General features: G+C 64.6%; 16 protein-coding genes. 5 read left to right on the forward strand and 11 right to left on the reverse strand.

Annotated features, from left to right (window positions below; genetic code table 11):
* Positions 1-17: 17 nt before the first annotated feature.
* Positions 18-2,216, reverse strand: coding sequence for a hypothetical protein (locus B0G69_RS15060; protein ID WP_121318159.1), 2,199 nt, complete (start codon positions 2,214-2,216; stop codon positions 18-20).
* A 177-nt stretch (positions 2,217-2,393) separates the two neighbouring features.
* On the opposite strand from B0G69_RS15060, the gene B0G69_RS40680 reads away from it, so the two are divergent.
* The 4 genes from B0G69_RS40680 (at position 2,394) to gmd (ending at position 6,086) form a co-directional block, all read left to right on the forward strand.
* Positions 2,394-2,582, forward strand: coding sequence for a hypothetical protein (locus tag B0G69_RS40680; RefSeq protein WP_147440733.1), 189 nt, complete (start codon positions 2,394-2,396; stop codon positions 2,580-2,582).
* 321 nt (positions 2,583-2,903) lie between these two features.
* Positions 2,904-4,043: an acyltransferase gene (locus B0G69_RS15065; RefSeq protein WP_121318161.1), complete on the forward strand. Its 1,140-nt coding sequence runs from the start codon at positions 2,904-2,906 to the stop codon at positions 4,041-4,043.
* A 65-nt stretch (positions 4,044-4,108) separates the two neighbouring features.
* Positions 4,109-4,879 (forward strand): SGNH/GDSL hydrolase family protein, encoded by a 771-nt coding sequence (locus B0G69_RS15070; RefSeq protein ID WP_241991371.1) that lies wholly within the window; start codon positions 4,109-4,111, stop codon positions 4,877-4,879.
* 151 nt (positions 4,880-5,030) lie between these two features.
* Complete coding sequence (gene gmd / locus B0G69_RS15075; RefSeq protein WP_121318163.1) at positions 5,031-6,086, forward strand: GDP-mannose 4,6-dehydratase; 1,056 nt, start codon at positions 5,031-5,033, stop codon at positions 6,084-6,086.
* A gap of 202 nt (positions 6,087-6,288) precedes the next feature.
* On the opposite strand, the gene B0G69_RS15080 is transcribed toward gmd, so the two are convergent.
* The 10 genes from B0G69_RS15080 to B0G69_RS15125 all read right to left on the reverse strand — a co-directional run bounded on the left by B0G69_RS15080 (position 6,289) and on the right by B0G69_RS15125 (position 19,586).
* Positions 6,289-7,455, reverse strand: a complete 1,167-nt coding sequence (locus B0G69_RS15080) for a glycosyltransferase family 4 protein (RefSeq protein ID WP_121318165.1) — start codon at positions 7,453-7,455, stop codon at positions 6,289-6,291.
* A 100-nt stretch (positions 7,456-7,555) separates the two neighbouring features.
* Positions 7,556-8,785, reverse strand: coding sequence for a glycosyltransferase family 4 protein (locus tag B0G69_RS15085; RefSeq protein ID WP_121318167.1), 1,230 nt, complete (start codon positions 8,783-8,785; stop codon positions 7,556-7,558).
* Positions 8,782-10,260: a glucose-6-phosphate isomerase gene (locus B0G69_RS15090; RefSeq protein ID WP_121318170.1), complete on the reverse strand. Its 1,479-nt coding sequence runs from the start codon at positions 10,258-10,260 to the stop codon at positions 8,782-8,784. The genes B0G69_RS15085 and B0G69_RS15090 overlap by 4 nt, the downstream gene beginning before the upstream one ends.
* A gap of 3 nt (positions 10,261-10,263) precedes the next feature.
* Positions 10,264-11,496 (reverse strand): glycosyltransferase, encoded by a 1,233-nt coding sequence (locus B0G69_RS15095; protein WP_121318172.1) that lies wholly within the window; start codon positions 11,494-11,496, stop codon positions 10,264-10,266.
* Between the two features lie 103 nt (positions 11,497-11,599).
* Entirely contained in the window at positions 11,600-12,523 is a 924-nt protein-coding gene (locus tag B0G69_RS15100) for a glycosyltransferase (protein ID WP_121319440.1), read from the reverse strand.
* A gap of 60 nt (positions 12,524-12,583) precedes the next feature.
* A complete protein-coding gene (locus tag B0G69_RS15105; RefSeq protein WP_121318174.1) occupies positions 12,584-14,782 on the reverse strand; it encodes a polysaccharide biosynthesis tyrosine autokinase in 2,199 nt (732 codons plus the stop codon).
* Between the two features lie 124 nt (positions 14,783-14,906).
* Positions 14,907-16,127: a polysaccharide biosynthesis/export family protein gene (locus B0G69_RS15110; RefSeq protein ID WP_121318176.1), complete on the reverse strand. Its 1,221-nt coding sequence runs from the start codon at positions 16,125-16,127 to the stop codon at positions 14,907-14,909.
* Positions 16,121-16,582, reverse strand: coding sequence for a low molecular weight phosphotyrosine protein phosphatase (locus B0G69_RS15115; protein ID WP_121318178.1), 462 nt, complete (start codon positions 16,580-16,582; stop codon positions 16,121-16,123). Before B0G69_RS15115 ends, B0G69_RS15110 begins: the two co-directional genes overlap by 7 nt.
* A 46-nt stretch (positions 16,583-16,628) precedes the next feature.
* Positions 16,629-18,089: a UDP-glucose/GDP-mannose dehydrogenase family protein gene (locus B0G69_RS15120; protein ID WP_121318180.1), complete on the reverse strand. Its 1,461-nt coding sequence runs from the start codon at positions 18,087-18,089 to the stop codon at positions 16,629-16,631.
* A gap of 99 nt (positions 18,090-18,188) precedes the next feature.
* Positions 18,189-19,586, reverse strand: coding sequence for an undecaprenyl-phosphate glucose phosphotransferase (locus B0G69_RS15125; protein ID WP_121318182.1), 1,398 nt, complete (start codon positions 19,584-19,586; stop codon positions 18,189-18,191).
* A 655-nt stretch (positions 19,587-20,241) separates the two neighbouring features.
* Here B0G69_RS15125 and B0G69_RS15130 point away from each other — a divergent pair.
* On the forward strand, positions 20,242-21,789 hold the full coding sequence (locus tag B0G69_RS15130) for a mannose-1-phosphate guanylyltransferase/mannose-6-phosphate isomerase (RefSeq protein ID WP_121318184.1): 1,548 nt from the start codon (positions 20,242-20,244) through the stop codon (positions 21,787-21,789).

Below are 21,789 nucleotides of genomic sequence, written 5' to 3' on the forward strand. Positions count from 1 at the left end.
TGTCGTTGCGTTTGTGGTCACGGTTTCCAGCGGTACATCAGCACCTTGCCGCGCGCGTCTTCCTCGACGAATATCAGGTACTCGCCGTTGGCCCGCTTTGCCGCGCTGATGCCGTTGGGCACGTCCACCCAGCCCGACGCGCGCCCGACTTCCGCGCCCGGCCGGATCACGCCGAGTTCGCGGCCACTGTCCTTGTCCCACACATGCACCGCGCCGACCGGCTCGACGCCGAAGATGTATTGCCCCTCGACCGTCAGGCCGATAATCGTCGCGATGGGTTTGCTCTGCGTCTGCCACGGCAGCGTGATCGCGTAGCGCTGCACCGGATTGCCGCTCGACCATTTGTCGTAGCGCACCAGCACGCGCCCCACCTCTTTCCAGAAGCCGCGATCGACTGGCGTGGCGGGCGTGTAGCCGCTCACGTACATCGTGTCGCTGGCAGGGTCGTAGATCGCGCGGCGCAGTTCGGTGAACGGCTGCGGCACCGGGTATTGCGTGAGATTCGAATACGAGTAGAGCGGATTACCCTTCGCATCCAGACCGCCGAAACGGAAGCGGTAGATGCCCTTGGTGTCGCGCGTGCGCCAGATGTCGCCATTGGTGTCGACCCACCAGCCCCAGCCGCCCGCGAGCTTCGTGCCCGTCGTATTGAGCGTGAATTCGTCGCCATCGAAGCGGCCGTCGCCGTTCGTGTCGCGCCAGATCCAGTCGCCGCCCGGTGGGGCGTTCGGCACCTTCGCGACCGCGCGTTCGCGGCCCGCGATGAAGCCCGAAGGAATCGCGGTTTCGCCGTCATGTTGCGGATCGAAGCGATAGATCTTCAGATGATCCGCATACATGTCCGTCAGATAGAGGAAGGTGCGGCCCTTGAGCTTGCGGGCGATCGGCAGGCCCGGGTATTGATCCGTGTGGAAGACCGGATCGTCGGGATACCTGAAACGGTTGGACAGGAACCCTACGTATTTCCAGTCCTGCCCGGCGGGCTTCGACAGATCGAGTTCGAAGCGCTTGTTGCCGGTGTAGACGCTGTCCGGCCGCGACGGATCGATCCACGCACCATCGACGAACAACAGCCCCTGCACCTGCCAGTTCTGCTTGCCGTCGGGCGCATAGCTTTCGAGCGTCGCGCCGAGGCCCGCGCCGATCGGCGCGTAGCGCGGACCGATGCCGTTGGTCGATACGTAGACGTTGCCGCGCGCATCCACGCCGACGCCAGTGAGTCCATTGAAACGGCGCGGGCCCGGCTTGCCGGCCACGCCGCTGAAAATGCCGCCTTTCTCGCCGAGCGCGCCCGACTCCGCATAGCGACCGTTGCTCTTCGTGAAGAACAGCACCTGCTGGCGCGGACCGTTGTCGGCGATCAGGATGCGGCCTTGCGCGTCGACGGCGAGATCGACCGCGACCGTGTCGGCGGGCAGCGTGAAGTTTTCTTCGATGCGCTGACCAGTGGCCGTGTAATGCTCGATGCGCGCGCGTTCGCCGCGCGTGCCGCTCAGCACCCACAGCGTGCCGTCGGGCGCGAGCGCGAGGCGGCCCGGTTCGTGCACGTCCCACGCGGCCTTCTTCTGCATCGATTCGGCGTCGTACACCTCGATGCGATCGCGCGCGGTATTCGCCGCGTAGAGCGTGGTGTCGTTCGCCGCGAGACCGCCGACTTCGGCGCTCGTGCCGGTCGGCACTTCGTTCATCTTCAGGAAACCGGCCGCGAGTTGCGCGTGCGGGTCGGCGGTTTTCGCGGCGGGCTGGAACGGTGCGGCGCGTTTCGGATCGGCGATCTGCCGGCGCGAAATGCCGAACCATTGCTTGCCCTTCTCGGGCCACACGCCCTGCTCGACCAGATGACCCTTTTCGTTGCCGACCGCGATCGCCACGAACGCGTACTTGCGATTCACCGCGACCGCGTTGCCGCCGCCATTGCCCCACCCATGTGTGCCGCCCGCGAAGCCGAGCATCTTGCCGTTCTGATAGACGCTTGCTTCGGCGCCGCTCTCGTCCCATGGCGCGTTCGTGTACACCTTGCCGTCGGGCGCGACCGCGATCGCGGTGATGTCGATCTGCGCCCACGTGCCGTCGCCGAAGCCGAAGCTGTTGCCGATCCATGACGTTTTCGCGTTCAACGCGGTCTCCGCGCGCGCCGCGACAGTGACCGATCCTGCGGCCAGTGCGGCGGCGCATGCCAATACGGCGAACCAGCTTTTGAACGTGAAACGGGGCAAGGTAGGTCCTCCAGTCAACGCCGCGCTCGGGCACGAGCCCGCGCGACGATACAAAAGTCAGTGATGTGACGGGCCGGGCCGCCGAAAACCACACAGGAACGTGCGAGCGATTCATGCAGGAAGGACGGCTGCAAGGCAGCGCGCTGATGCGGCATTCATTCAGGCGACATTCAGACGATGGCCGGACCGGCCACCCGGGCGACGGCCCACGCACCGTCCTGGACAGGCCAGTGCGCACGCCTGCCCGCATGGGTCACCGCCCTGGCCACATTACGCGGAAAAAACACCGCGACGAAAATCGAAAATAATTCAAAAATATTCGACGCTTTAAGCATCGTGAAAGAAAGCGATTTAAAAATCGATTAAAACGGGACGCGTGACCAGACCGCATCGCACGGCGTGGTTTTTCCCATCCTTACCGATGCCAGGGCGCGCTCGCTGCATTTATTACATATTTCCCGTTCGCTGCACGGCTCACGAGACAAGCATATAAATGCCGCGGAAATGAATAACGAAACACCCTGTTGCAATCTGATTCATTTATCCAATTCATTCCCGTTTTTTCGCGATTTTCTTTTCCCTAGAATCGATTGCACTTCCGTTGCGACCGATGCGAGCGCGCCTGCCCCGTGTGGAATCTCGCGTGACGCTTCGTCCGGCCCATCCGCTTCACACCATGGACGGTTCATGACTGCCAGCGCATTGCCCCTCGCGCCCTCCCATTCCCGCATCGTGCAGCTCGACGGTTTGCGCGCCATCGCCGTGCTCGCGGTGTTCGCGCAGCACGCATTGAAAGCGCCGCTGTGGATGGGCGTCGATCTGTTTTTTGTCCTGAGCGGCTTTCTGATCAGCGGCATCCTGCTCGATCGCAAGGACCGCGGGCAATCCTATTTCCGCTACTTCTACGCACGCCGCGCGCGGCGCATCCTGCCGCCGTATCTGCTGCTGATGGTGGTGTCGTCGCTGCTGTTCGGCCTCGCGTGGGCGCAGCACTGGTACTGGTATGCGTTTTTCGCGACCAATATCGGCGACGCGCTCAATCAGAGCGGTCACGACAGTCTCAACGTGCTGTGGTCGCTCGCGGTCGAAGAGCAGTTCTATATCGTCTGGCCGTTCGTGATCCTGCTCGTGCCCGAGCGTCTGCTCGGCTACGTGGCGGCCGCGCTGATCGTGCTGGTGCCGGTGCTGCGCGCCGTGGCCACGCCCTGGTTCGACTCGTTCTGGCCCATCTATTACCTGACGCCGTTCCGCATGGACCTGCTCGCGACTGGTGCGCTGCTCGCGGTGGCGGTGCGGCGCAACCGCCAGGCGCTCGAGCCGTTCAAGTGGCTCGCGGTGCTCGGTTTCTTCGCCGCGCTCGCCGTGCTGGCGTGGCTGCATCTGCACTTTCCGCGGTTTCGCGCGGCCAATACGCCGCTGTCCAATGCCGGGCTCTACAGCGTTTCGTTGGTGCTTTGTACTTCCGTCGTGGTCATCGCCCTGCAAAGCAAGGGCATCGTCAAACGGCTGCTGTGCAATCCCGTGCTGGTCTATATCGGCACCATCAGCTACACGATTTACCTGATTCACCTGAGCGTGCTGTACGTGCTGTGGCCGCTACATCTGAACCGTTATCTGAGCGCTGGCTGTGCGCTCGCGATCACGCTCGCCTACGCGAGCATCACGTGGTTCGCGTTCGAGAAGCGGTTGATTTTCGGTGCGCGCGGCAAGAATCAGGCGCAGGTGTCAGCTCATGTACCTGGCCATGCGCCGGCTCAGGCGCAGACGCATGCACCGTCCGGCGGCAGTGTCGCGCGAGCGGGCACTGCGCCGCAAAGCCGCGCATGAGACGCCGTGGAGAACTTGCCGCGGGCCTGAGGGTCGCGGCGCCGATGTCGAGTGCACGTGTTGGCTTGCCTGTGCGCGCATGGGCCGCCGCGGTGACCAGCTCGCTGGCGATGCTGGCAATGACACTCGCATTCGCGCCCGAGACCTGCGCAGCCCGTAGCAATGCGGCGCAAAAGCCGCTGCCGCAAACGCAACAGCAGCAAGTCCAGATCGACGCCTACGGCGACTCGACCACGCTCGGCATCACCTGCAACGACGGCCACTGTGGCCCACAGCCGCAAAACGCCGTGTCCTATCTGCAGGAAGACCTGAGCGCGCATCACGGCGATCGCGTGCGCGTCACGAATTTCGGCGTAGGCGGCGCGATGGCCACGCAACTGCGCGACGGCACCGGCAACCGCCGCGCCGGCCCGAGCGCGGGTCTGCCATGGCGCGAACGCCTCGCGGCCTCGCCCGCGCAGATCGTGTTGATCAACTACGGCATCAACGAAGTGATGCAGAACCAGACGCCCGAGCAGTTTTACGCGGCTGAAACGGAGCTCGTGAAAACCGCCCGGGCGCTTGGCAAAGAGCCGGTTCTGCAAACGTCGAACCCGATGCCCGACAACCGGCTCAACGCACGGCTCGCCGTGATGGTCGCGATGACGCGCCGCGTGGCCGCCGAACAGCAGGTGCCGCTCGTCGACCAGTTCGCTTACGTCAGCAGTCTGCCCGACTGGAAGACGCTGATGTCGGACGGCGCGCATCCGAAACCGGGGCTCTACCGGCTCAAGGCCGAACGGGATTATCAGGTCGTCGACCCGCTGGTGCGGCGGCAGCTGGACGGCACGCTCTGAAGCGTTTTTTTCAAGCGTGCTTCGCGAGGTCCGCTTCATGACCTAGGTGAATCGTGCTTCTGAAATGCGCTTCCGAGTGTGCCGATGAAATGCGCCCTGGCGGGTGCGAACGCTTCTTCCTTTTTTCTTTTACCAATATCGAAGGCAAGCCATGAGCCAACCACACAGCCAACCACGCAAAGCGATCATCACCGGCGTGTCCGGACAGGACGGCGCCTATCTGACCAAACTGCTGCTCGAAAAGGGCTATCACGTGACCGGCACGTACCGGCGCACCAGCTCGGTCAATTTCTGGCGCATGCGCGAGCTCGGCGTGCTCGATCATCCGAATCTGCGTCTGGTCGAGCACGATCTGACCGACCTCGGCTCGACGCTGCGCCTGCTCGAAGGCGCGCAGGCCGACGAGCTCTACAACCTCGCCGCGCAGAGCTTCGTCGGCGTTTCGTTCGATCAGCCCGTGACCACCGCCGAAGTGACCGGCGTCGGCGCACTGAATCTGCTCGAAGGCCTGCGCATTCTGAGCCCGAAGACGCGCTTCTACCAGGCGTCGACGTCCGAGATGTTCGGCCTCGTGCAGGCGGTTCCGCAGCGCGAGAGCACGCCCTTCTATCCGCGCAGCCCGTATGGCGTCGCCAAGCTGTTCGCGCACTGGTCGACCATCAACTATCGCGAGTCGTACAACCTGTTTGCCAGCAGCGGGATTCTGTTCAATCACGAATCGCCGCTGCGCGGCCGCGAATTCGTCACGCGCAAGATCACCGACACGGTCGCGAAGATCAAGCTCGGCAAAGCGGACGTGCTGGAACTCGGCAATCTGGGCGCACAGCGCGACTGGGGCTTCGCGCTCGAATACGTCGAAGGGATGTGGCGCATGCTGCAGGCCGACACGCCGGACACCTTCGTGCTCGCCACCGGCCGCACCGAGACGGTTCGCGATTTCGTGCGCATGGCGTTCACCGCTGCGGGTTATCAGATCGAGTGGTCAGGTAAGGACGAGCGCGAGACCGGTATCGATGTCGCGACCGGCAAGACGCTGGTGCGCGTGAATCCTAGGTTCTATCGCCCGGCCGAGGTGGACTTGCTGATCGGCAGCGCGGACAAGGCACGCGAGACGCTCGGCTGGCAGCCGCAGACCACGCTCGAACAGTTGTGCCACATGATGGTTCATGCGGATATTGGCCGCAATGAGCATCACGAGACGTTCTGAGCCGATGTGAGGATGCGCGGCCGCAGCGACGGCCGCGTGCAGCCGCGCAAGGATCGTCGGTAAAGCACGTCTTTTTGCTTCCTGGACGAAGCGAGCAGCGCTGCGCCACGCTCTTCGGCCCGCGCGTGATGCGGCGAACCACAAGTGGGGGCGAGAGACTGCCGCGTCAGCGCACGAGCGGCAAGCTCATCGCCCCAGCAACTCAGTGCACCTCAGCCGCCCCAATCGCCTCGCTATACACCGACGCCACACGCTTCGCGATCACCGCGTTATCGAAGTTCTCACGCGCATAACGGCGGCACGCGTCCGCATCCGGCAACTTCAACGAGCCGTTCAGCGCGCCGGCAAGGCCATCGGCAATCGCGCGCGCGCCGGTCTCCGGCAGCACCAGATTCGGCGACAACCCCGCCACCGCCTCAGGCAGGCCGCCGACCGGCGTCACCAGCACTGGCGTACCTGAGGCGAGCGATTCGACGGTGATGAGACCGAAGCCTTCGAGCGCGACCGTCGGCACCACGCTGATATTCGCCGCCCGATACAACGCCGCCAGATGCTGGTCAGGCACGAAGCCCAGCAGCTTCACGTTGTTCTCGAGACCCGCTTCGCTGATACGCGCCTGCAACTCGCCTTCGAGCCGCCCCTTGCCCGCGATCAGCAGCAGCACGTCGGGCGCGCTGCGCTTGAGCAGCTTGACCGCGTCGATCAGATCTTCGAGACCCATGCGGCGCACGAGGCGGCGCACCGCCAGCACGATCGGCCGGTCCTGCGGCAATTGCAGCTTCAGGCGCGCCTCGGCCGGCGTGATCGGCAGATTGAACTGCTCGACGTCGACGCAACCGGGCACCACGCGTACGCGATCCGGCGCGATCCGGTAGCGCGAGGTCAGAATCTTGCCGAACGCCTCCGACAGCACGATCAGCCGCGACGAGCGCGCATACACCGACTGCTCCAGATAGCGCTTCGCGCGCTGGCCGAGCGAATCGGCGCCTTCGACGTGGCTCTCGTCGGCCCACGGCCCCTGAAAATGCGACACCTGAGGAATGCCGCGTGTCACGTCGAGTCCCGGAAACGTGTACAGGGCGAAGTGCGAGGAGATGACGTCCGGGCGCGAAGTGCTGATTTCCTGGCGCAGCGCACGGCGTGCCGCCATCAGCCGCAACGGCAGCGATTGCGCGGCCGAGCCGAAGCCGTTGATGGCGCCGCCGGTGTCCGTCGCCACTTTCGGCGAGCCGGCCACCACGCCGCGCACCGCGACGCCCGCGCCCGGCAGTGCGCCGACCAGCGAGTAGTACATGCGGTCGAGGCCGCCCGCGCGTTCGGGAAACCAGTGCATCCCGATCTGCAGCGATTTGATTGAGCTCGTCGTCATGGTTGTTGCCCCTGTGCCTTCTGAGAGTTGTGTCGATGAAGCGCTGAATGCCGCGAATGCGTGGCGTGGCGCAACACGCGCCGCGCCGCTACGGCATCCGTCATTCCGCGCTCTTCTGTCCGGCCAGCGTGTTCAGCGTCAGCGCGTCGGTCTTCGCGACCGCTGCCGCTTCCGCTTCGCTGCGCCGGCGGTTTTCCTGCTGCCCGGCCAACTGCCGGTACAGCGCGATATATTGCTCGGCCATGCGCGCCCAGCCGAAGCCGGTGGCGAGCTGATTGGCGGCGACGCCCATCGCGCGGCGCGCTTCGTCGTTATTCGCGAGACGCGCGACCGCGCCGGCGAGCGCCTTGGGATCGTCCGGATCGTCGAGCACGATCCCGCAATCGGGCGTGATGATTTCGGCGCCGCCCGCGGTGCGCGCGGTAACCACCGGCAAGCCGGCCGCCATCGCTTCGAGCAGCGACAGGCTCATCGCTTCGTAGCGCGAAGGAAACACGAACGCGTCGACCGAATGCATCAGCACCGGCATCTCCTTCACGAGGCCGAGAAAATGCACGCGGTGCGCGATACCGAGCGCCTTCGCCTGTTCCGGGTACGGACTGCCCGGCAAAAAGCCGGCCACCGCGATCTGCACGTGCTCAGGCAAGTGCTTCAAAGCGGCTAGCACAGTGCCGAGATTCTTGCGCGGCGTGCGCAGATCGCCGACGAACAGCAGCAGGAATGCGTCCTCCGGCAAGCCGAATTTCTCGCGATTGCCCGTGGCCGCCGCGAAACCTTGCGTGTCGACGCCGTTGTAAATCACCTCGACGCGGTTATGTGGCGTGAGCCCGATCGCGCGGATTTCGTCGGCGACCTTTTGCGACACCGCCGTGATCACCTTCGAGCGCCGGTAGGCCCAGCGCTCCAGCAGCGCATTGCAGCGCGTATACACCGACTGATACGCGGACCACATCCCCTTCGTGAGACCGAACGGGTAGTACTTGCTGCCGAACCAGCCGCTATGCACGAAGTGCGACGTATTGACGTCGGCGGGCATCCACGTGATGAAGCCGTTCACGTGCAGCACGTCGTATTCGCGGCGGTGCGCGCGCAGCCACATCGCGCTCTTGAACGCGAACACCTGCTGGCGCAGCAGATTGGTGGGCCACCAGCGGCCGATTTTCACCGGCGCCCAGCGGACGTTCGGATGCGCGAGCAGCTCGGGGGCGACGTGCGACGCGACCAGCGTGACGCCGATGTTCTCGTCGAGGGCGGCACGCGCGATCTCGTGGTTGACGCGCCCCTGGCCGTCGTTATGGCGCACTACGTGCGTGACAATGGCGACTCTCAATCCGTGCCTCCGTGGAGAAATAGCGTGCGTCGGCGGTTCATCTTGTCGTGATGGACCGCGGAAAGAATCGAAAAAACACTCATGAAAAGCAGCAGGCCGCCAGTGCCGACCAGCGAGTTGGTGAAAACCAGCATCGCGAAGGTCGCGAGGCTCAGGCTCAGGCACGCGGACACGAACTTGTCGTCGCGTAACTTGAACGACGCGAGCACCGCGCGCATGAGCAGCCAGACGATGCCCGACATGTAGAGCAACGTGCCGGGCCAGCCGAGCACGAACGGAATGTTCATCACGCCGCTGTCGAAGTTGCCGTACTGGCCCAGCTGACCGCCGTCGTTGGACAGCTTGGTCGAGGTGCCGGTGGCGCCCATGCCCTCGCCGGCCACATCCGTGAACGCGGTCTTCGCGAAGGTCGCGTAAAACTCGTTGCGCGCGGCGTAGCTCTGGTCGTCGTTCAGGTTGACGATGGTGGTCAGGCGCGCCTGCATCCGCTCGGCCACCGGGCCGACCGCCAGCAGCGGCACGCACAGCCCGGCCAGCAGCACCGCGCTCGCGACGATGCGCAAGCGCACCTTGTTGTTCGACTTGACGAGCTGGATCAGGAGCGCGATGACCCAGCCGCCCCAGGTCGAGCGCACGAGGCTCAGCGCGAACGAGAAGAAGCCGAGCGCCGCGGCGATCCAGCGTACGCGGTGGGTGGCCGCCATCACGAAGACCATCGCGCCCATCATCGCGAACGCGAACGGTCCCGACGAATTCATCGTGCTGAATACGCGCACGCCCATCGGCACCGGGTCGCCCTGCGAGTTCATCTGCGAGCCGAGCATCCACAGCGCGTCCCACTGCGGCATGATGAAGAACTGGATCAGGCCGTAGCCGCCCATCACCAGCATGCCCCAGATGAACGTGTTGACGATGGTGTCGCGGTACTGCGGATACTGACGCGTATGCGCCATGATGTGAAAACCGATCAGGATCGGATACAGCCAGTTGGCAAGGTCGTAGGTGGCCGCGAGCGGTCCGCTCGACATCACGCCGACCATGAACGCATAGGCGAGCCCCATGAGGACCAGCAGCACCGGCAGGCCGCGCCGCTGCGCGAGCAGCTTGTAGTAACGCAGCAGCGACAGCGCGCTGATCATCGTGACCGCTAGCGGCGCGACCTGGATGAGGCTGGTCGGCGTGAACGAGCCTTTGGACCAGTCGGCCAGACGCCGCACTTCCGGGCTCAGGAACCACAACCACCACATGAAGCCGATGTAGCGCGCCGGGCTCTTGAAGTACAGCCACAGGCCCGTGAAGATCGCGAGCACCGGGAACGCGAGCGTGAGCACCGTGCCCTGATGCGCGACGATCAGCACCGCTGTGATCAGCCACAGCAACAGCGGCGGCAGCCATTCCTGCGGGCCGCCGGACAGCAGCCGGGCCGTCCCTTTTGGGGCGGCGTCGGTGGCGTGGGCTCGCGCGATCGTCGACATCGTTCAGAGGCCTCCGCGTGATTCGCGCGCGGCAGCGCGGGCGGGTTGTGTCTGCTGCGGTGCGTGGGCCTGGGTGGCTTGCATGTGCCCTTGCGCGTGTGCCTGTGCCTGCGTTTGTGTTTGTGTTTGCGTTTGTGTTTGCGTCTGACCCTGCGCACGCGCGCGCAGCATGTCGCGCGTGATTCGCACGTGCTGCATCGCATAGTGTTGCGTCGTCAGATCGCGCGACAGCAAACCGGCAGCCGCCGCCTGCGCCTGGCGCAACGCCACGGCTGGCGACGCGACGAACTGGTCCACCGCGTCGCGCAGTGCCTGCGGATCGAACGGCGGGATGTAGGCCGCTTCATCCGCCGGAAAATAATCCTGCAGCGCGCCGACGTTCGTCACCACCATCGGCTTGCCGACCGCCGCCGCTTCCAGCATCACGGTGATACCCGACGCGTGCGAATTCGGCCGCAGCGGCACGACGATCACGTCGGCCCAGTCATATAGTTCGTGCTGCTTCCTGATACCCGAGAACAGCGCGATCTCGACATTCGGTGCGCGCAGCGACGCGGGAATTCGCCGCCGCGTCGCGAGCTTCACGGTGTAGCGCGAGTCGTTGCCGAACGCCTTGATGAGCGTCTCCCAGTCGCGGTCGCGATCGTTGCCGATCGCGGCGATGCGCAGCGGCGTATGCGGCGTCCATTGCGCGGGCGCGCTGACCGGAAAGTCGTGCGTGTTCAGGCCGTACAGCAGCGGCCGCGCGTCGCGGCCGAAATAGCGCTGACACAGCTCGGCGTTTTCGCTCGCGAGCGTGGTCAACTGATCGGCGCGGCTCATGAGCTTGCGATACAGCCAGCTACGAAAAATCCCGTACGAGGGCCACTTGTCGAGCAGCCACACGCTTTGCGCGAGCAGCAGCGGCGATGCGGCGGGGCCCGCTTTGCGTCCGCTCAGCAGCAGCATCAGCGCGGCCGACAGCCATTCCTGCTCGGTGTGCGTCCAGATCACGTCGGAGCGCAGCATCTCGGCGCGGTTGCGCCACGTGTGGATGAAGTCGAAGCCCAGCAGCGCCTTCAGCGCGCGGCGCGCGAGGCGCACCGGCTTGCCTTCGCGCGCGTCCTGCGAATAGGTCAGCCTGAACTCGTCGGACTCCGCGTGGTGATAGCCGTACAGGCAGCCGATATTGTCGCCCGGCCGGTAAAAACGCGGGTCCGCGCCGTAAAACAGATGAACGTGAACTTTCGTACTCATGCAGACACTCCGCTCTGCCGGTGGAAAGAGGCATCGGCGGCCCTGACGGTGGTCAGGCGCCGATGCGCGAACATAGTGGACGCGGTGGCCCTTGCGAGGTCGCTCACGAGAGCGCCCGGCGCGCCTCGTGCGCGCCCGTCCGCACCGCGCGCCAGCGCGAGAGCTTCAGCCCCGCCTGCTTCGACACCAGCGCGAGCGCCGCATGCGTGAGTCCCGGATAGACCCGCGTGCCGACCAGCGTCCACCACCACCACGCAGTCTCGCGGCGCAGCGGCGGCAACTGGTCACGCAGGATCAGATGGAAGTTGAACGCGGCGTTGCGCAACGCCGTCATGGTTTGCGCGTCGCGGCGGTCTTCGTCGAAACGTTCGGCGGGAAAGTGATCGACCGCCACGCGCGGGTCGTACATCAGCTTCCAGCCGGCATTTCTCACCGCGAGGCTGAACGCCATGTCGTTGTGAACCTGCGCGCCCGCGCCGCGCAGGCGTGCGTCGAAGCGGATCGTGCGCACCGCGTCGCGCCGGTAGCTCATGTTGGCGCCCTTCAGGATGTCGACTTCGCGAGCGCCGCCGACCCCGAGATGATGATTGCCGATGATCTTGCCGTGCGCGGTGACCTTGCCCACCAGTTGCCGCTCGCCGTCGAGCACGCGGCCTTTCTCGTGCACCCAGTCACGCCCGCCGAGCGCGCCGAGACGCGCGTCGCTCTCGAACGCGGCCGCGATCCGTGCGACCCAGTCGACGTGCGGCGCGGCGTCGTCGTCGGTGATCGCGATCACGTCGCCGCTCGCGGCGTCGAGGCCGCGATTGAGCGCCGCGACCTGGCCCGGCACTTCGACCGGCGCGATCACGAGCGGCAGCTTGCCCGGCACCGCCGGATCGCGCAGACACGTATGTGTCGGGTCGTCGTCGGCGCGCGCCACCACGACCACTTCGTCGGGCGCGCGCGACTGCCGTTGCAGCGCCGCGAGGCAGCGCGCCAGATCGGCCGGGCGGCGGTATGTCGGAACCAGTACCGTCACTTTCATCGTCATGTCCTTTTTATCTTCGTTGCGCTGGAGACTGAACGGGCGCAGCGCAGGCTGCGCTCAGGTGCTCAGATATTCCTGAACCGCGGCATAGCTGCGGTCGTAGCCGCCGCGCGAGCGCGCCGGCATACCGTTGAAAATGCCACCCTGCACGTGCACGCCAGCGGCCCGCAGGCGCTTCAACGCGTCGGCGATCTCGCCTTCGCTGTGCATGCCCGAGCGCATCACGAAGAAGGTCGAGCCGGCATACGCGCCGATGATCGACGCATCGGTCACGGCCAGCACGGGCGGCGTGTCGATCAGGATCACGTCGTAGCGCTTGGCGAGCCCGTCGAGGTATTGCGGCAGACGCGGCGACATCAGCAGCTCCGACGGATTGGGCGGACGGCGGCCGCACGCGATGAAGCTCAGGTTCTCCACGTTCGAACTGCGGATCGCTTCTTCGAGTGAGATCTGGCCGCTCAGCAATTCGGACAGGCCGTTATCCGGCGGCCCGCCCAGGCAGCGTTCGAGCACGCCGCGCCGCATGTCGCCGTCGATCAGCAGTACGCGCTTGCCCGAGTGCGCGAGCAGCACCGCGAGGTTGACCGTCAGGAAGCTCTTGCCGACACCGGCCATCGGACCGGTCAGCATGACGATACGGTTGCGTGCGTCCATCATCGTGAACTGCATCGAGGTGCGCAGGCTGCGCAGGCTTTCTATCGTCACGTCCTTGGGACGCGCGTTCGCCAGCACCGAGCGCAGACGTTCGCCGCCGCGCTGGAACGCGCTTTCGAGTTGCGCCTGCTCGGCGCTTTGCGGCACGAGCCCGAACACCGGCAGATGGAACGCACGCTCGATGTGATCCGGGTCGTCGATGCCCTTGAACATATTGCGGCGCAGGAACACGAAACCGGTGCCCGCGATCAGCCCGAGAATCACCGCCGCCGACAGGATCAGCATCTTCTTCGGCTTGACCGGTGCACCCGGACGCAGCGCGGCGTCGACGATATGCACGTTGCCGCCCGTGCCGGCCTTCTGCACCGACAACTCCTGCACGCGGTTGAGCAGCAGCACGTAGATGTCTTCGGCGACCTTCGCATCGCGCTGCAACTGCACCGCCTTCACTTCGGTGGCCGGCAGATCGCGGAAACGGTCCGCGTACTTGGCGCGCTGCGCCTGCAACTCGGCCATCTGTTCGCGCGCGGCCTTGAGCAACGGGTGGTCGTCGCCGTAACGCTCGTTCAGCTGCGCCATCTGCAGACGCAGGCCGGCGATCTGCTGTTCGTACTGCACGCTGCCTTCGAGGTACACCTTGGCCTCGTCGCTCGCGTTGATCGAGCCGGACTGGCGCTGATACGCGGTCAATGCCGCTTCGGCGCGCTCCAGATCGGACTTCAGACGCGGCTCCTCGCTCTGCAGGAAGTCGAGCATGCGGATCGCGTCTTCCTGCTTGTTCGACACGTGCTGGCGCACGTACGACTGCGCGAGCGCGTTGGCGACCAGCGCCGCGTGTTCGGGGCTCTTGTCTTCCAGCGAGATCTGGATCACGCCGGTCTGCTTGCCCTGCTCCTGCACGCTGATGGCCGACTGGAACGCGGTGATCGCGTCGAGGTCGTTGGCGCGCACCACCGTGAATTCCTCGCCCGGACGCGCGACCAGACTGTTCACGAGCATCGTCACGCCGCCGCCCTGCGCCTGTTGCCCGACCTGGCCGCGCAGCAGCAGCGCGCCGTTGGGTGCGAACAGCTCGTAGTGCTGCGCGTCGATCACGCGCAGGTTCAGCTTCTGGCCTTCGAGCGCGGGCGTCACGTCGATCGAATCGAGGTCGAGGGATTCGCCGCCCCATGCGTACGATGTCAGCCCCAGCCACGGGCGCGCCGGATGGCCTGGCGTGGCGAGGCGCGCGGCGATGCTGCCGAGCAGCGGCACCGTCTTCGGCGTGACGCTGAAGTTCAGCTTCAACTGCTGCACCACCGGGCCGACCACGCCGCGGCTCTTGATGATTTCGATTTCGGCGTCGGTCGGCAGCGAGGTCGAGCCGCTCGTGATCGCCGCGCCGGTCTGCGTCTGCGTGAGCGCCTGCGACGTGTTGTCGGACTGCTCGACGCGCACGTGCGCATCGGCCGAATAGATCGGCTTCGCGAGGTAGCAGTACGCGACGGCCATCGCAATGATCACGCCGGCGATTGCAAGCAGCCACCAGATGTCGTCGATGATCACCTGCACCAGTTGCCCGAGGACGATGTCCTCTTCTTCGGTCTTGATCGGACCGGCCATGTGTGGAGAGATTTGATTGCTCACAATTCGATCCCGTATCGGTTGCTTCGGCGTTTTTGCTTCGGTCCCGCGCCGCGCCCCTGAAGAGAGCGGCGCGGCGCGGGCCTGTCTACGGCTCAGAGGTTCAGCGCGTCAACTGCTTCAGATAGAACAGCGTCTGCACGCTCGGCAGGACCTGCTGCAACACACGGTTGAAGGTGGTCGAAGCGGCGGTGCCCACATACACGACATCGAGCGGCTGCAACTGGAACTGCGAGGACAGCATGATCGAGTCCGGCTGCGTCATGTCGAGGCGGAACACCTCCGGCGTGGTCGGATGGTCCTTCATGCCGCGCATCACGAAGATCTGGCGCGGATTGGCGTCGGTGTTCAGGATGCCGCCGCCCTGCGTCAGCGCATCGGCGATCGTCATGCGGCCGCGCACGATCGGCACCTGGATCGGCGTCTTCACTTCGCCCATCACGAAGATGCGGCTGTCGGTGCGGTCCGGCACGTTGATCACGTCGCCGTTTTGCAGCATCACGTTCTGCGTGGTGTCGCCGCGATCGAGCATGCGGTCGGCATCGAGCGTGTAAAGCCTGTTGTTGCGCGTGAGGCGCACGCGCTGGATGTCGGCGTCGGAGTTCGTGCCGCCCGAGCGCGTGATCGCGTCGACCAGCGTGAGCGGCACGTCGCTAATGGCGAGCGGCCCCGGTGTCTTCACTTCGCCGGTCACCTGGACTTTCTGGCCGCGATACGACAGCACGCGCACGTCGACCTGCGGATTGCGGATATAGCGCACGAGGCCGCTCGCGAGCTGCTCGCGCAACTCGCCGGTCGTTTTGCCCGCGGCCTTGATGCGGCCGACGAACGGGAAAAAGATCGTGCCGTCGGCGGCGATGGTCTGGCCGTACGGATCGGCCTGGCCCGGCAGCGCAGCCGTATAGGGCTGCTGCAACGCACCGGCGATCGACTGCGTGGTGTTGCCGCCCGAGGACAGCGTGCTGCCCTGCGGCGTGGTCAATTCAGGGTGATCCCACACGGTGATGCCGAGAATGTCCTGCGGCGAAAGACGGTACACGTACTGCGACGGATCGCTCAGGGTCGAGGTCGGCAGCACCTGGGTTTGCGAAGCGGCCGCCTGCGCCTGTGCGGCGATCAGATTGCCGTCGATCAGATGGACCGGATAGGTTTCGGTGGGCCGATTCTGGTCGTCCTCTTTCAGGCGCGACGTGTCGAGATAATTGCCCGGTGCGGTAGCGCAGGCCGACAGAAAAGACGTCAGCAAAAGTGTCGCGGCGAACTTCGTACTGAAGCCGGCCTTGAGGTTTGCGAATGAGTTTGCAGTGAGTTTTTGCATCAGCATATTTTTTTCAGCCATCCCATGACCAGATGTTCGATGAGCACGAGACTCTCCCTGTAAGCGGTTTCCTCGCCGCCGTGCGGATCGGCGACGTCGGAATCGTCTTCCCATTTGCCGAGCGGATAGACCTTGCCGCGCGAAGCCGGATCGAGCGCTTCGACGTCGCTCACCTGCGCGCGCTCGGTGACCAGCACCAGATCCGCGGCTCGCACGAGCGTGCGGTCCAGACGGCGCGAGTAATGGATGCCGGAGGCAACGCCCTGCTCGGCGAGCAGGCGTTGCATGACCGGGTCCATCGCGTGGCCGTTCATCGCGCGCAGGCCCGCCGAATGAAACGCGATCGGCGCGGCGTCGCGCCCTGCTTCCGACGCCGCCCGCTGCTTCGCCTTGAACAGCATTTCGGCGGCGGGCGAACGGCAGACGTTGGCGTGGCAAACGATCAGAACGTTGGCGAACATGGCAGGCTCCTTGACGAGGCGCGTGGTGAGCGGGTGGCCAGGCGGCCTAGAGGCTCGCGGCGGTGGCATTCACCGCTCGTGTATCGACGTCCGCGTGCGCGCCTGCCAGGCCGTTCGCGCCGACCCGCGCCGGCGCATTGCGCAGCGCGTGCTGCCGGCCGATCGCGTGATACTCGATGCCGAGTTCGAGCAGTGCATCCGGCTCGTAGAGATTGCGGCCGTCGAAAATCAGCGGCATCTTCAGCATCTCCTTGAGCGCGTCGAAGTCCGGGCTCTTGAAGACCTTCCATTCGGTGAGGATCACCAGCGCGTCGACGCCCTCGGCCGCTTCCATTTCTTCCTTCACGAACGTGAGGCGCGCATGCTGCTGCGGCACGTCCTTCAGATCGAGCGCGAACACGCGCTTCGATTCGTCGATCGCGACCGGGTCGTAAGCCTTCACCTGCGCGCCGCGGCGCAGCAGCTCGGCGATCAGCGCTCGGCTCGGCGCTTCGCGCATGTCGTCGGTGTTCGGCTTGAACGCGAGGCCCCACACGCCGAACGTGCGGTCCGACAGGTCCTCGCCCAGACGCGCGACGATCTTATGCGCGAGGATGCGCTTCTGCGTGTCGTTGACCGCTTCCACCGCTTCGAGAATGCGCAGGTTCGCTTGGTGGTCTGCGGCCGTGCGGATCAGCGCCTGCACGTCCTTCGGGAAGCACGAGCCGCCGTAGCCGCAACCGGCATACAGGAAGTCGTAGCCGATGCGCGGATCGGAGCCGATGCCACGGCGCACCGCTTCGATATCCGCGCCGACGCGGTCGGCCAGATTGGCCAGTTCGTTCATGTACGAGATGCGCGTGGCGAGCATCGCGTTGGCCGCGTACTTGGTGAATTCGGCCGAGCGCACGTCCATGTACAGCGTGCGCTCGCGGTTGCGGTTGAACGGCGCGTAGAGGCGCTTCATCAGTTCGCGCGCTTTTTCGCCGGGCACGTCCTCGTCGCAGCCGAGCACGATGCGATCGGGCCGCGTGAAATCGTCGACCGCCGCGCCCTCTTTCAGGAACTCCGGATTCGACACCACCGAGAACATGTGCGTGGCGTCGCGCGCGGCCAGTTCGGCCGCGACCACCTCACGCACGCGCGAGGCCGTGCCCACCGGCACCGTCGATTTGTCGACGATCACCTTGAAGCCCGTCATATGCCGGCCGATATTGCGCGCGGCGGCGAGCACGTATTGCAGGTCGGCGGAACCGTCCTCGTCGGAGGGCGTGCCGACCGCGATGAACTGGATGTCGCCGTGCGCGACCGCGGCCTCGACGTCGGTCGAGAACTTCAGGCGTCCGGCCTTGCGATTGCGCGCGATGATTTCCTGCAGACCCGGTTCGTGGATCGGCACGCCGCCGTTGTTGAGCACGTCGATCTTGCGCTGATCGACGTCGAGACAGAACACGTCGTGGCCGATGTCGGCCAGACATGCGCCCGTCACGAGGCCTACGTAGCCACTACCGATGATCGTCAGGTTCATGTGTTGCACCTCGAGAAAAGGAGTTGATTCGGTGGAGTTGATTCAGGCGTGCGGTCGTGCGGCGCGTCGCGTTGCATGACCGGCACTCGATCGCGGGATTCAATAAGCGTTGTTGCCCACGAAGCCCTTCCACAGCGTCAGCACGACGATCTTGATGTCGAGCCAGAAGGTCCAGTGCTGCATGTAGTACAGATCGAGCTTGACGCGGCCCATCATCTTTTCGATGCGGTCGGTTTCGCCGCGATAGCCGTTGATCTGCGCCCATCCGGTGATACCGGGCTTGATCCGGTAGCGGTGCATGTAGCCCTTCACCAGATCCTTGTAGATGTCATCGTGTTCGAGCGCATGCGGGCGCGGGCCGACCACCGACATCTCGCCGCGCAGCACGTTGATGAACTGCGGCAGTTCGTCGAGACTGGTGCGCCGCAGGAACGCGCCGACCGCCGTGATGCGCGGGTCGCGGCGCGTGGCCTGGGTGATCTTGCCGGCCTCTTCCTTGTGCTGCTTCATCGAACGGAATTTGTAGATCTCGAACTGATTGCCGTCGATGCCCTTGCGCTTCTGGCGGAAGAACACCGGACCGGGCGAACTCAGCTTCACCATGGCCGCGATCACCAGCATCAGCGGCGACAGCGCGGTCAACGCGGCGAGTGCGAACAGGCGGTCGAACACCCGCTTGGGCAGCACGCGCAAATCGGTGATCGGCGAGGCGGCCAGGTTGATCGCCGGCACGCCGAGCAGCTCGACCATCGGCTGATTGAACAGCGTGAGACTGCCCACGTCCGGAATGAAACGGATGTTCACGAAGTCGTTGCGCAGGTCCATCACGAAGCGATGGATCGCCTTTTCCTTCGAGATCGGCAGCGCCAGCCACAACTCGCGGATCGCACGCTGGCGCACCAGCTCGATCATCCGCTGATAGTCGCGCTCGACCGGCACGCCTTCGATCACGTCGCCCGCGTCCGGGTCTTCGTAGTGATTGATGGTACCGTCCTCGTCGAACATCACGACCGGACTGAAGCCCGCCTCCGGGCGGCTGCGCATCTGCTCGATCAGGAAGCGCCCATACGGCGCCCCGCCGACGATCGCCACCGCGCGCTGATTGAAGCCTTCGCGGCGCAGTCCGCGCAGGATCGAATAGACGATCACCTTGGTGACGATCAGCAGCACGATGGTGGCCGCCGCCCAATACACGAGCCACAGCCGCGACAGGCTGTCCGAGCGGTGCAGGCTGAAGCTGATCAGCACGCCCGTGATCTCCACCATCACCCAGCCGCCCGCCACGCGCGACAGCAGGTCGTAGAGCGGCTTGCCGCGCCACGATTGATAGATGCCGAGCGCCGGGAAAAACACCACCACCAGCAGGCAGCCGAACGCGAGCGACACGCTTTGCATATCGTCCAGCCACACGAACTTCCCGCTGTGCACGGCCGCCGCGATGGCGGCGCCGAGCGCGACCATGGCGATGTCGATGATTCTCGATAGAACGCTCAGCATGCGCTGCCCCTCAGTTCGTCAGTCAAGTGCCATCCGTTGGTTGGTTGAATCCGTCGCCACCCCGTCCGCCAAACGGGCACACCACGCCGTCGAGCGCGTCCCGCAATAAACCTGCGCGACGCGAAACTGGTTGAACCGGTGCGATTGCCCTTCCATTTCCCGAACCTGAAAATTGCCTGAATGGCCGGATCGGAAAATTCTTGTCGGAATGAGTGAATACCCTTCTACAGGTATAGATAAAGCGGTATTAAAATTCGTACTGCAAGACCGCAAAATATCTCAAATTGTATCGGTCAAAGTTTCGATATTTTTTCTGACTTTTGTTCGGCAATTGTTACCGGATTGAGGCACTTTCTGCAGTTTGAGGGCACCCACCAAGCCTATCTGTAATGCAAATCTGCCGGCGCCCTGCGATTCCCTACGAAGCTTACGTCCGATCTGCTGCCGTCATTCTGACGCGGAATGTGCGGTAAAAAAATGGCCGATGATTTTTTTCGGGTAATTTTTCTTTTTTATAAATCCGACGGACATTTTTTCTACATGAAATGGATATTTTCATTGCGCGCTTTTATATAGTTTTCATTTAACGCGCTTTTATTGATTCGAGACTTCATGATAAAACTTGTCGCATTCACCCAGCCTCGAGGAGTCCATCATGACAGCTCCGGTCACGGCGACACCCGCCGACACCCGGTCCACGCAAGCTATGCCCCTGAACGTCAAATTCAAGGTTCACCCCGTGATTCTCGCGGGCGGCTCCGGCACGCGGTTGTGGCCGATGTCGCGCGAACAGCATCCGAAACAGCTGATCGGACTGATTGGCGAAGACTCGCTGCTGCAATCCACCACCCGTCGTCTCGACGGACTCGAATCCGGCTACCCGCTCACCGAGCAGCTGGTCGTGGTGGCCAATGAAGAGCAGCGCTTCACCACCGCCGAGCAACTGCGCACGAGCGGCAAGCCGACCCGGCTGATTCTCGAACCCGCGGGCCGCGATACCGCGCCCGCGCTGACGGTGGCCGCGCTATCGATCGCCGCGCAGGACAACGACGGCATCATGGTCGTGATGCCCGCCGACCACGCCGTTACCGACAGCGACGGCTTTCATGCGGCGGTGGCCGCCGGCGTGCAGCACGCGGCGGCCGGGCACATCGTGACGATGGGCATTGTGCCGACGCGCGCGGAAACCGGCTATGGGTACATTCGCATCGGCGCGGCACTCGGCGCGCAGGCAAATGCTACGGACGACGAAGCATCCAGCAAGATCGCCGCGCATCAGCTCGACCGCTTCGTCGAGAAGCCGCATCTGGAACTCGCCCAGCGCTACGTCGAATCGCGCGAGTACTGGTGGAACAGCGGCATCTTCATCATGCGCGCGTCGACCTGGCTGAAGGCGATTCGCCATTTCCAGCCGGCCATTTACGAGGCGTGCGCAGCCGCGTTCGCGGGCGGCAAAGCGGACGGCGACTTTTTCCGTCTGCAGCGCGACGCGTTCAGCGCTTCGCCGTCGAATTCGATCGACTACGCGGTAATGGAAAAGCTTGGCGCCGATCAGAGCGTCGCCACCGGTGTGGTCGTGCCGCTGCAGGCGGGCTGGTCGGACGTGGGGTCGTGGGACGCGATCTGGGACATCTCGGAGAAAGACGCCGAGCGCAACGTGAGCCGCGGCCGCGTGATGTTCGAAGGCGCATCGTCGACTTTCGCGCATTCCGAAGGACGACTGATTGCCTGCGTCGGCACGCAGGACCTCGTGGTGGTCGAAACGGCCGACGCGATTCTCGTCGCCGACAAGTCGCGCGTGCAGGACGTGAAGAAGATCGTCGGCCGGATTCGCGAAGAAGGCGGGCTGGAAGCGTCCAACCATCGCAAGGTGCATCGCCCGTGGGGCAACTACGATTCCGTCGATACCGGCGAGCGCTTCCAGGTCAAACGCATCGTCGTGAAACCCGGTGCGCGCCTTTCGCTGCAAATGCATCATCACCGCGCCGAACATTGGATCGTCGTGCGCGGCACGGCGCTCGTCACGCGCGGTGAAGAGCGCTTTATCGTCTCCGAAAACGAATCGGCCTATATCCCGCTGGGCGTCACGCACCGCCTCGAGAACCCGGGCAAGATGCCGCTCGAAATGATCGAGGTGCAGTCGGGTTCGTATCTCGGCGAAGACGACATCGTGCGTTTCGACGACACGTATGGACGCCAGTGA

The organism is Paraburkholderia sp. RAU2J (genome assembly GCF_003634845.1).
In the GTDB taxonomy this organism is placed as follows: domain Bacteria; phylum Pseudomonadota; class Gammaproteobacteria; order Burkholderiales; family Burkholderiaceae; genus Paraburkholderia; species Paraburkholderia fynbosensis.

What these genes read in the sequence shown, in the direction of transcription:
- B0G69_RS40680 (WP_147440733.1), top strand. Translation starts at nt 2,394, where the DNA reads ATGGCCGGACCGGCCACCCGGGCGACGGCCCACGCACCGTCCTGGACA.
- B0G69_RS15065 (WP_121318161.1), top strand. Translation starts at nt 2,904, where the DNA reads ATGACTGCCAGCGCATTGCCCCTCGCGCCCTCCCATTCCCGCATCGTG.
- gmd (WP_121318163.1), top strand. Translation starts at nt 5,031, where the DNA reads ATGAGCCAACCACACAGCCAACCACGCAAAGCGATCATCACCGGCGTG.
- B0G69_RS15080 (WP_121318165.1), bottom strand. Translation starts at nt 7,455, where the DNA reads ATGACGACGAGCTCAATCAAATCGCTGCAGATCGGGATGCACTGGTTT.
- B0G69_RS15090 (WP_121318170.1), bottom strand. Translation starts at nt 10,260, where the DNA reads ATGTCGACGATCGCGCGAGCCCACGCCACCGACGCCGCCCCAAAAGGG.
- B0G69_RS15095 (WP_121318172.1), bottom strand. Translation starts at nt 11,496, where the DNA reads ATGAGTACGAAAGTTCACGTTCATCTGTTTTACGGCGCGGACCCGCGT.
- B0G69_RS15100 (WP_121319440.1), bottom strand. Translation starts at nt 12,523, where the DNA reads ATGAAAGTGACGGTACTGGTTCCGACATACCGCCGCCCGGCCGATCTG.
- B0G69_RS15105 (WP_121318174.1), bottom strand. Translation starts at nt 14,782, where the DNA reads ATGGCCGGTCCGATCAAGACCGAAGAAGAGGACATCGTCCTCGGGCAA.
- B0G69_RS15110 (WP_121318176.1), bottom strand. Translation starts at nt 16,127, where the DNA reads ATGCTGATGCAAAAACTCACTGCAAACTCATTCGCAAACCTCAAGGCC.
- B0G69_RS15115 (WP_121318178.1), bottom strand. Translation starts at nt 16,582, where the DNA reads ATGTTCGCCAACGTTCTGATCGTTTGCCACGCCAACGTCTGCCGTTCG.
- B0G69_RS15120 (WP_121318180.1), bottom strand. Translation starts at nt 18,089, where the DNA reads ATGAACCTGACGATCATCGGTAGTGGCTACGTAGGCCTCGTGACGGGC.
- B0G69_RS15125 (WP_121318182.1), bottom strand. Translation starts at nt 19,586, where the DNA reads ATGCTGAGCGTTCTATCGAGAATCATCGACATCGCCATGGTCGCGCTC.
- B0G69_RS15130 (WP_121318184.1), top strand. Translation starts at nt 20,242, where the DNA reads ATGACAGCTCCGGTCACGGCGACACCCGCCGACACCCGGTCCACGCAA.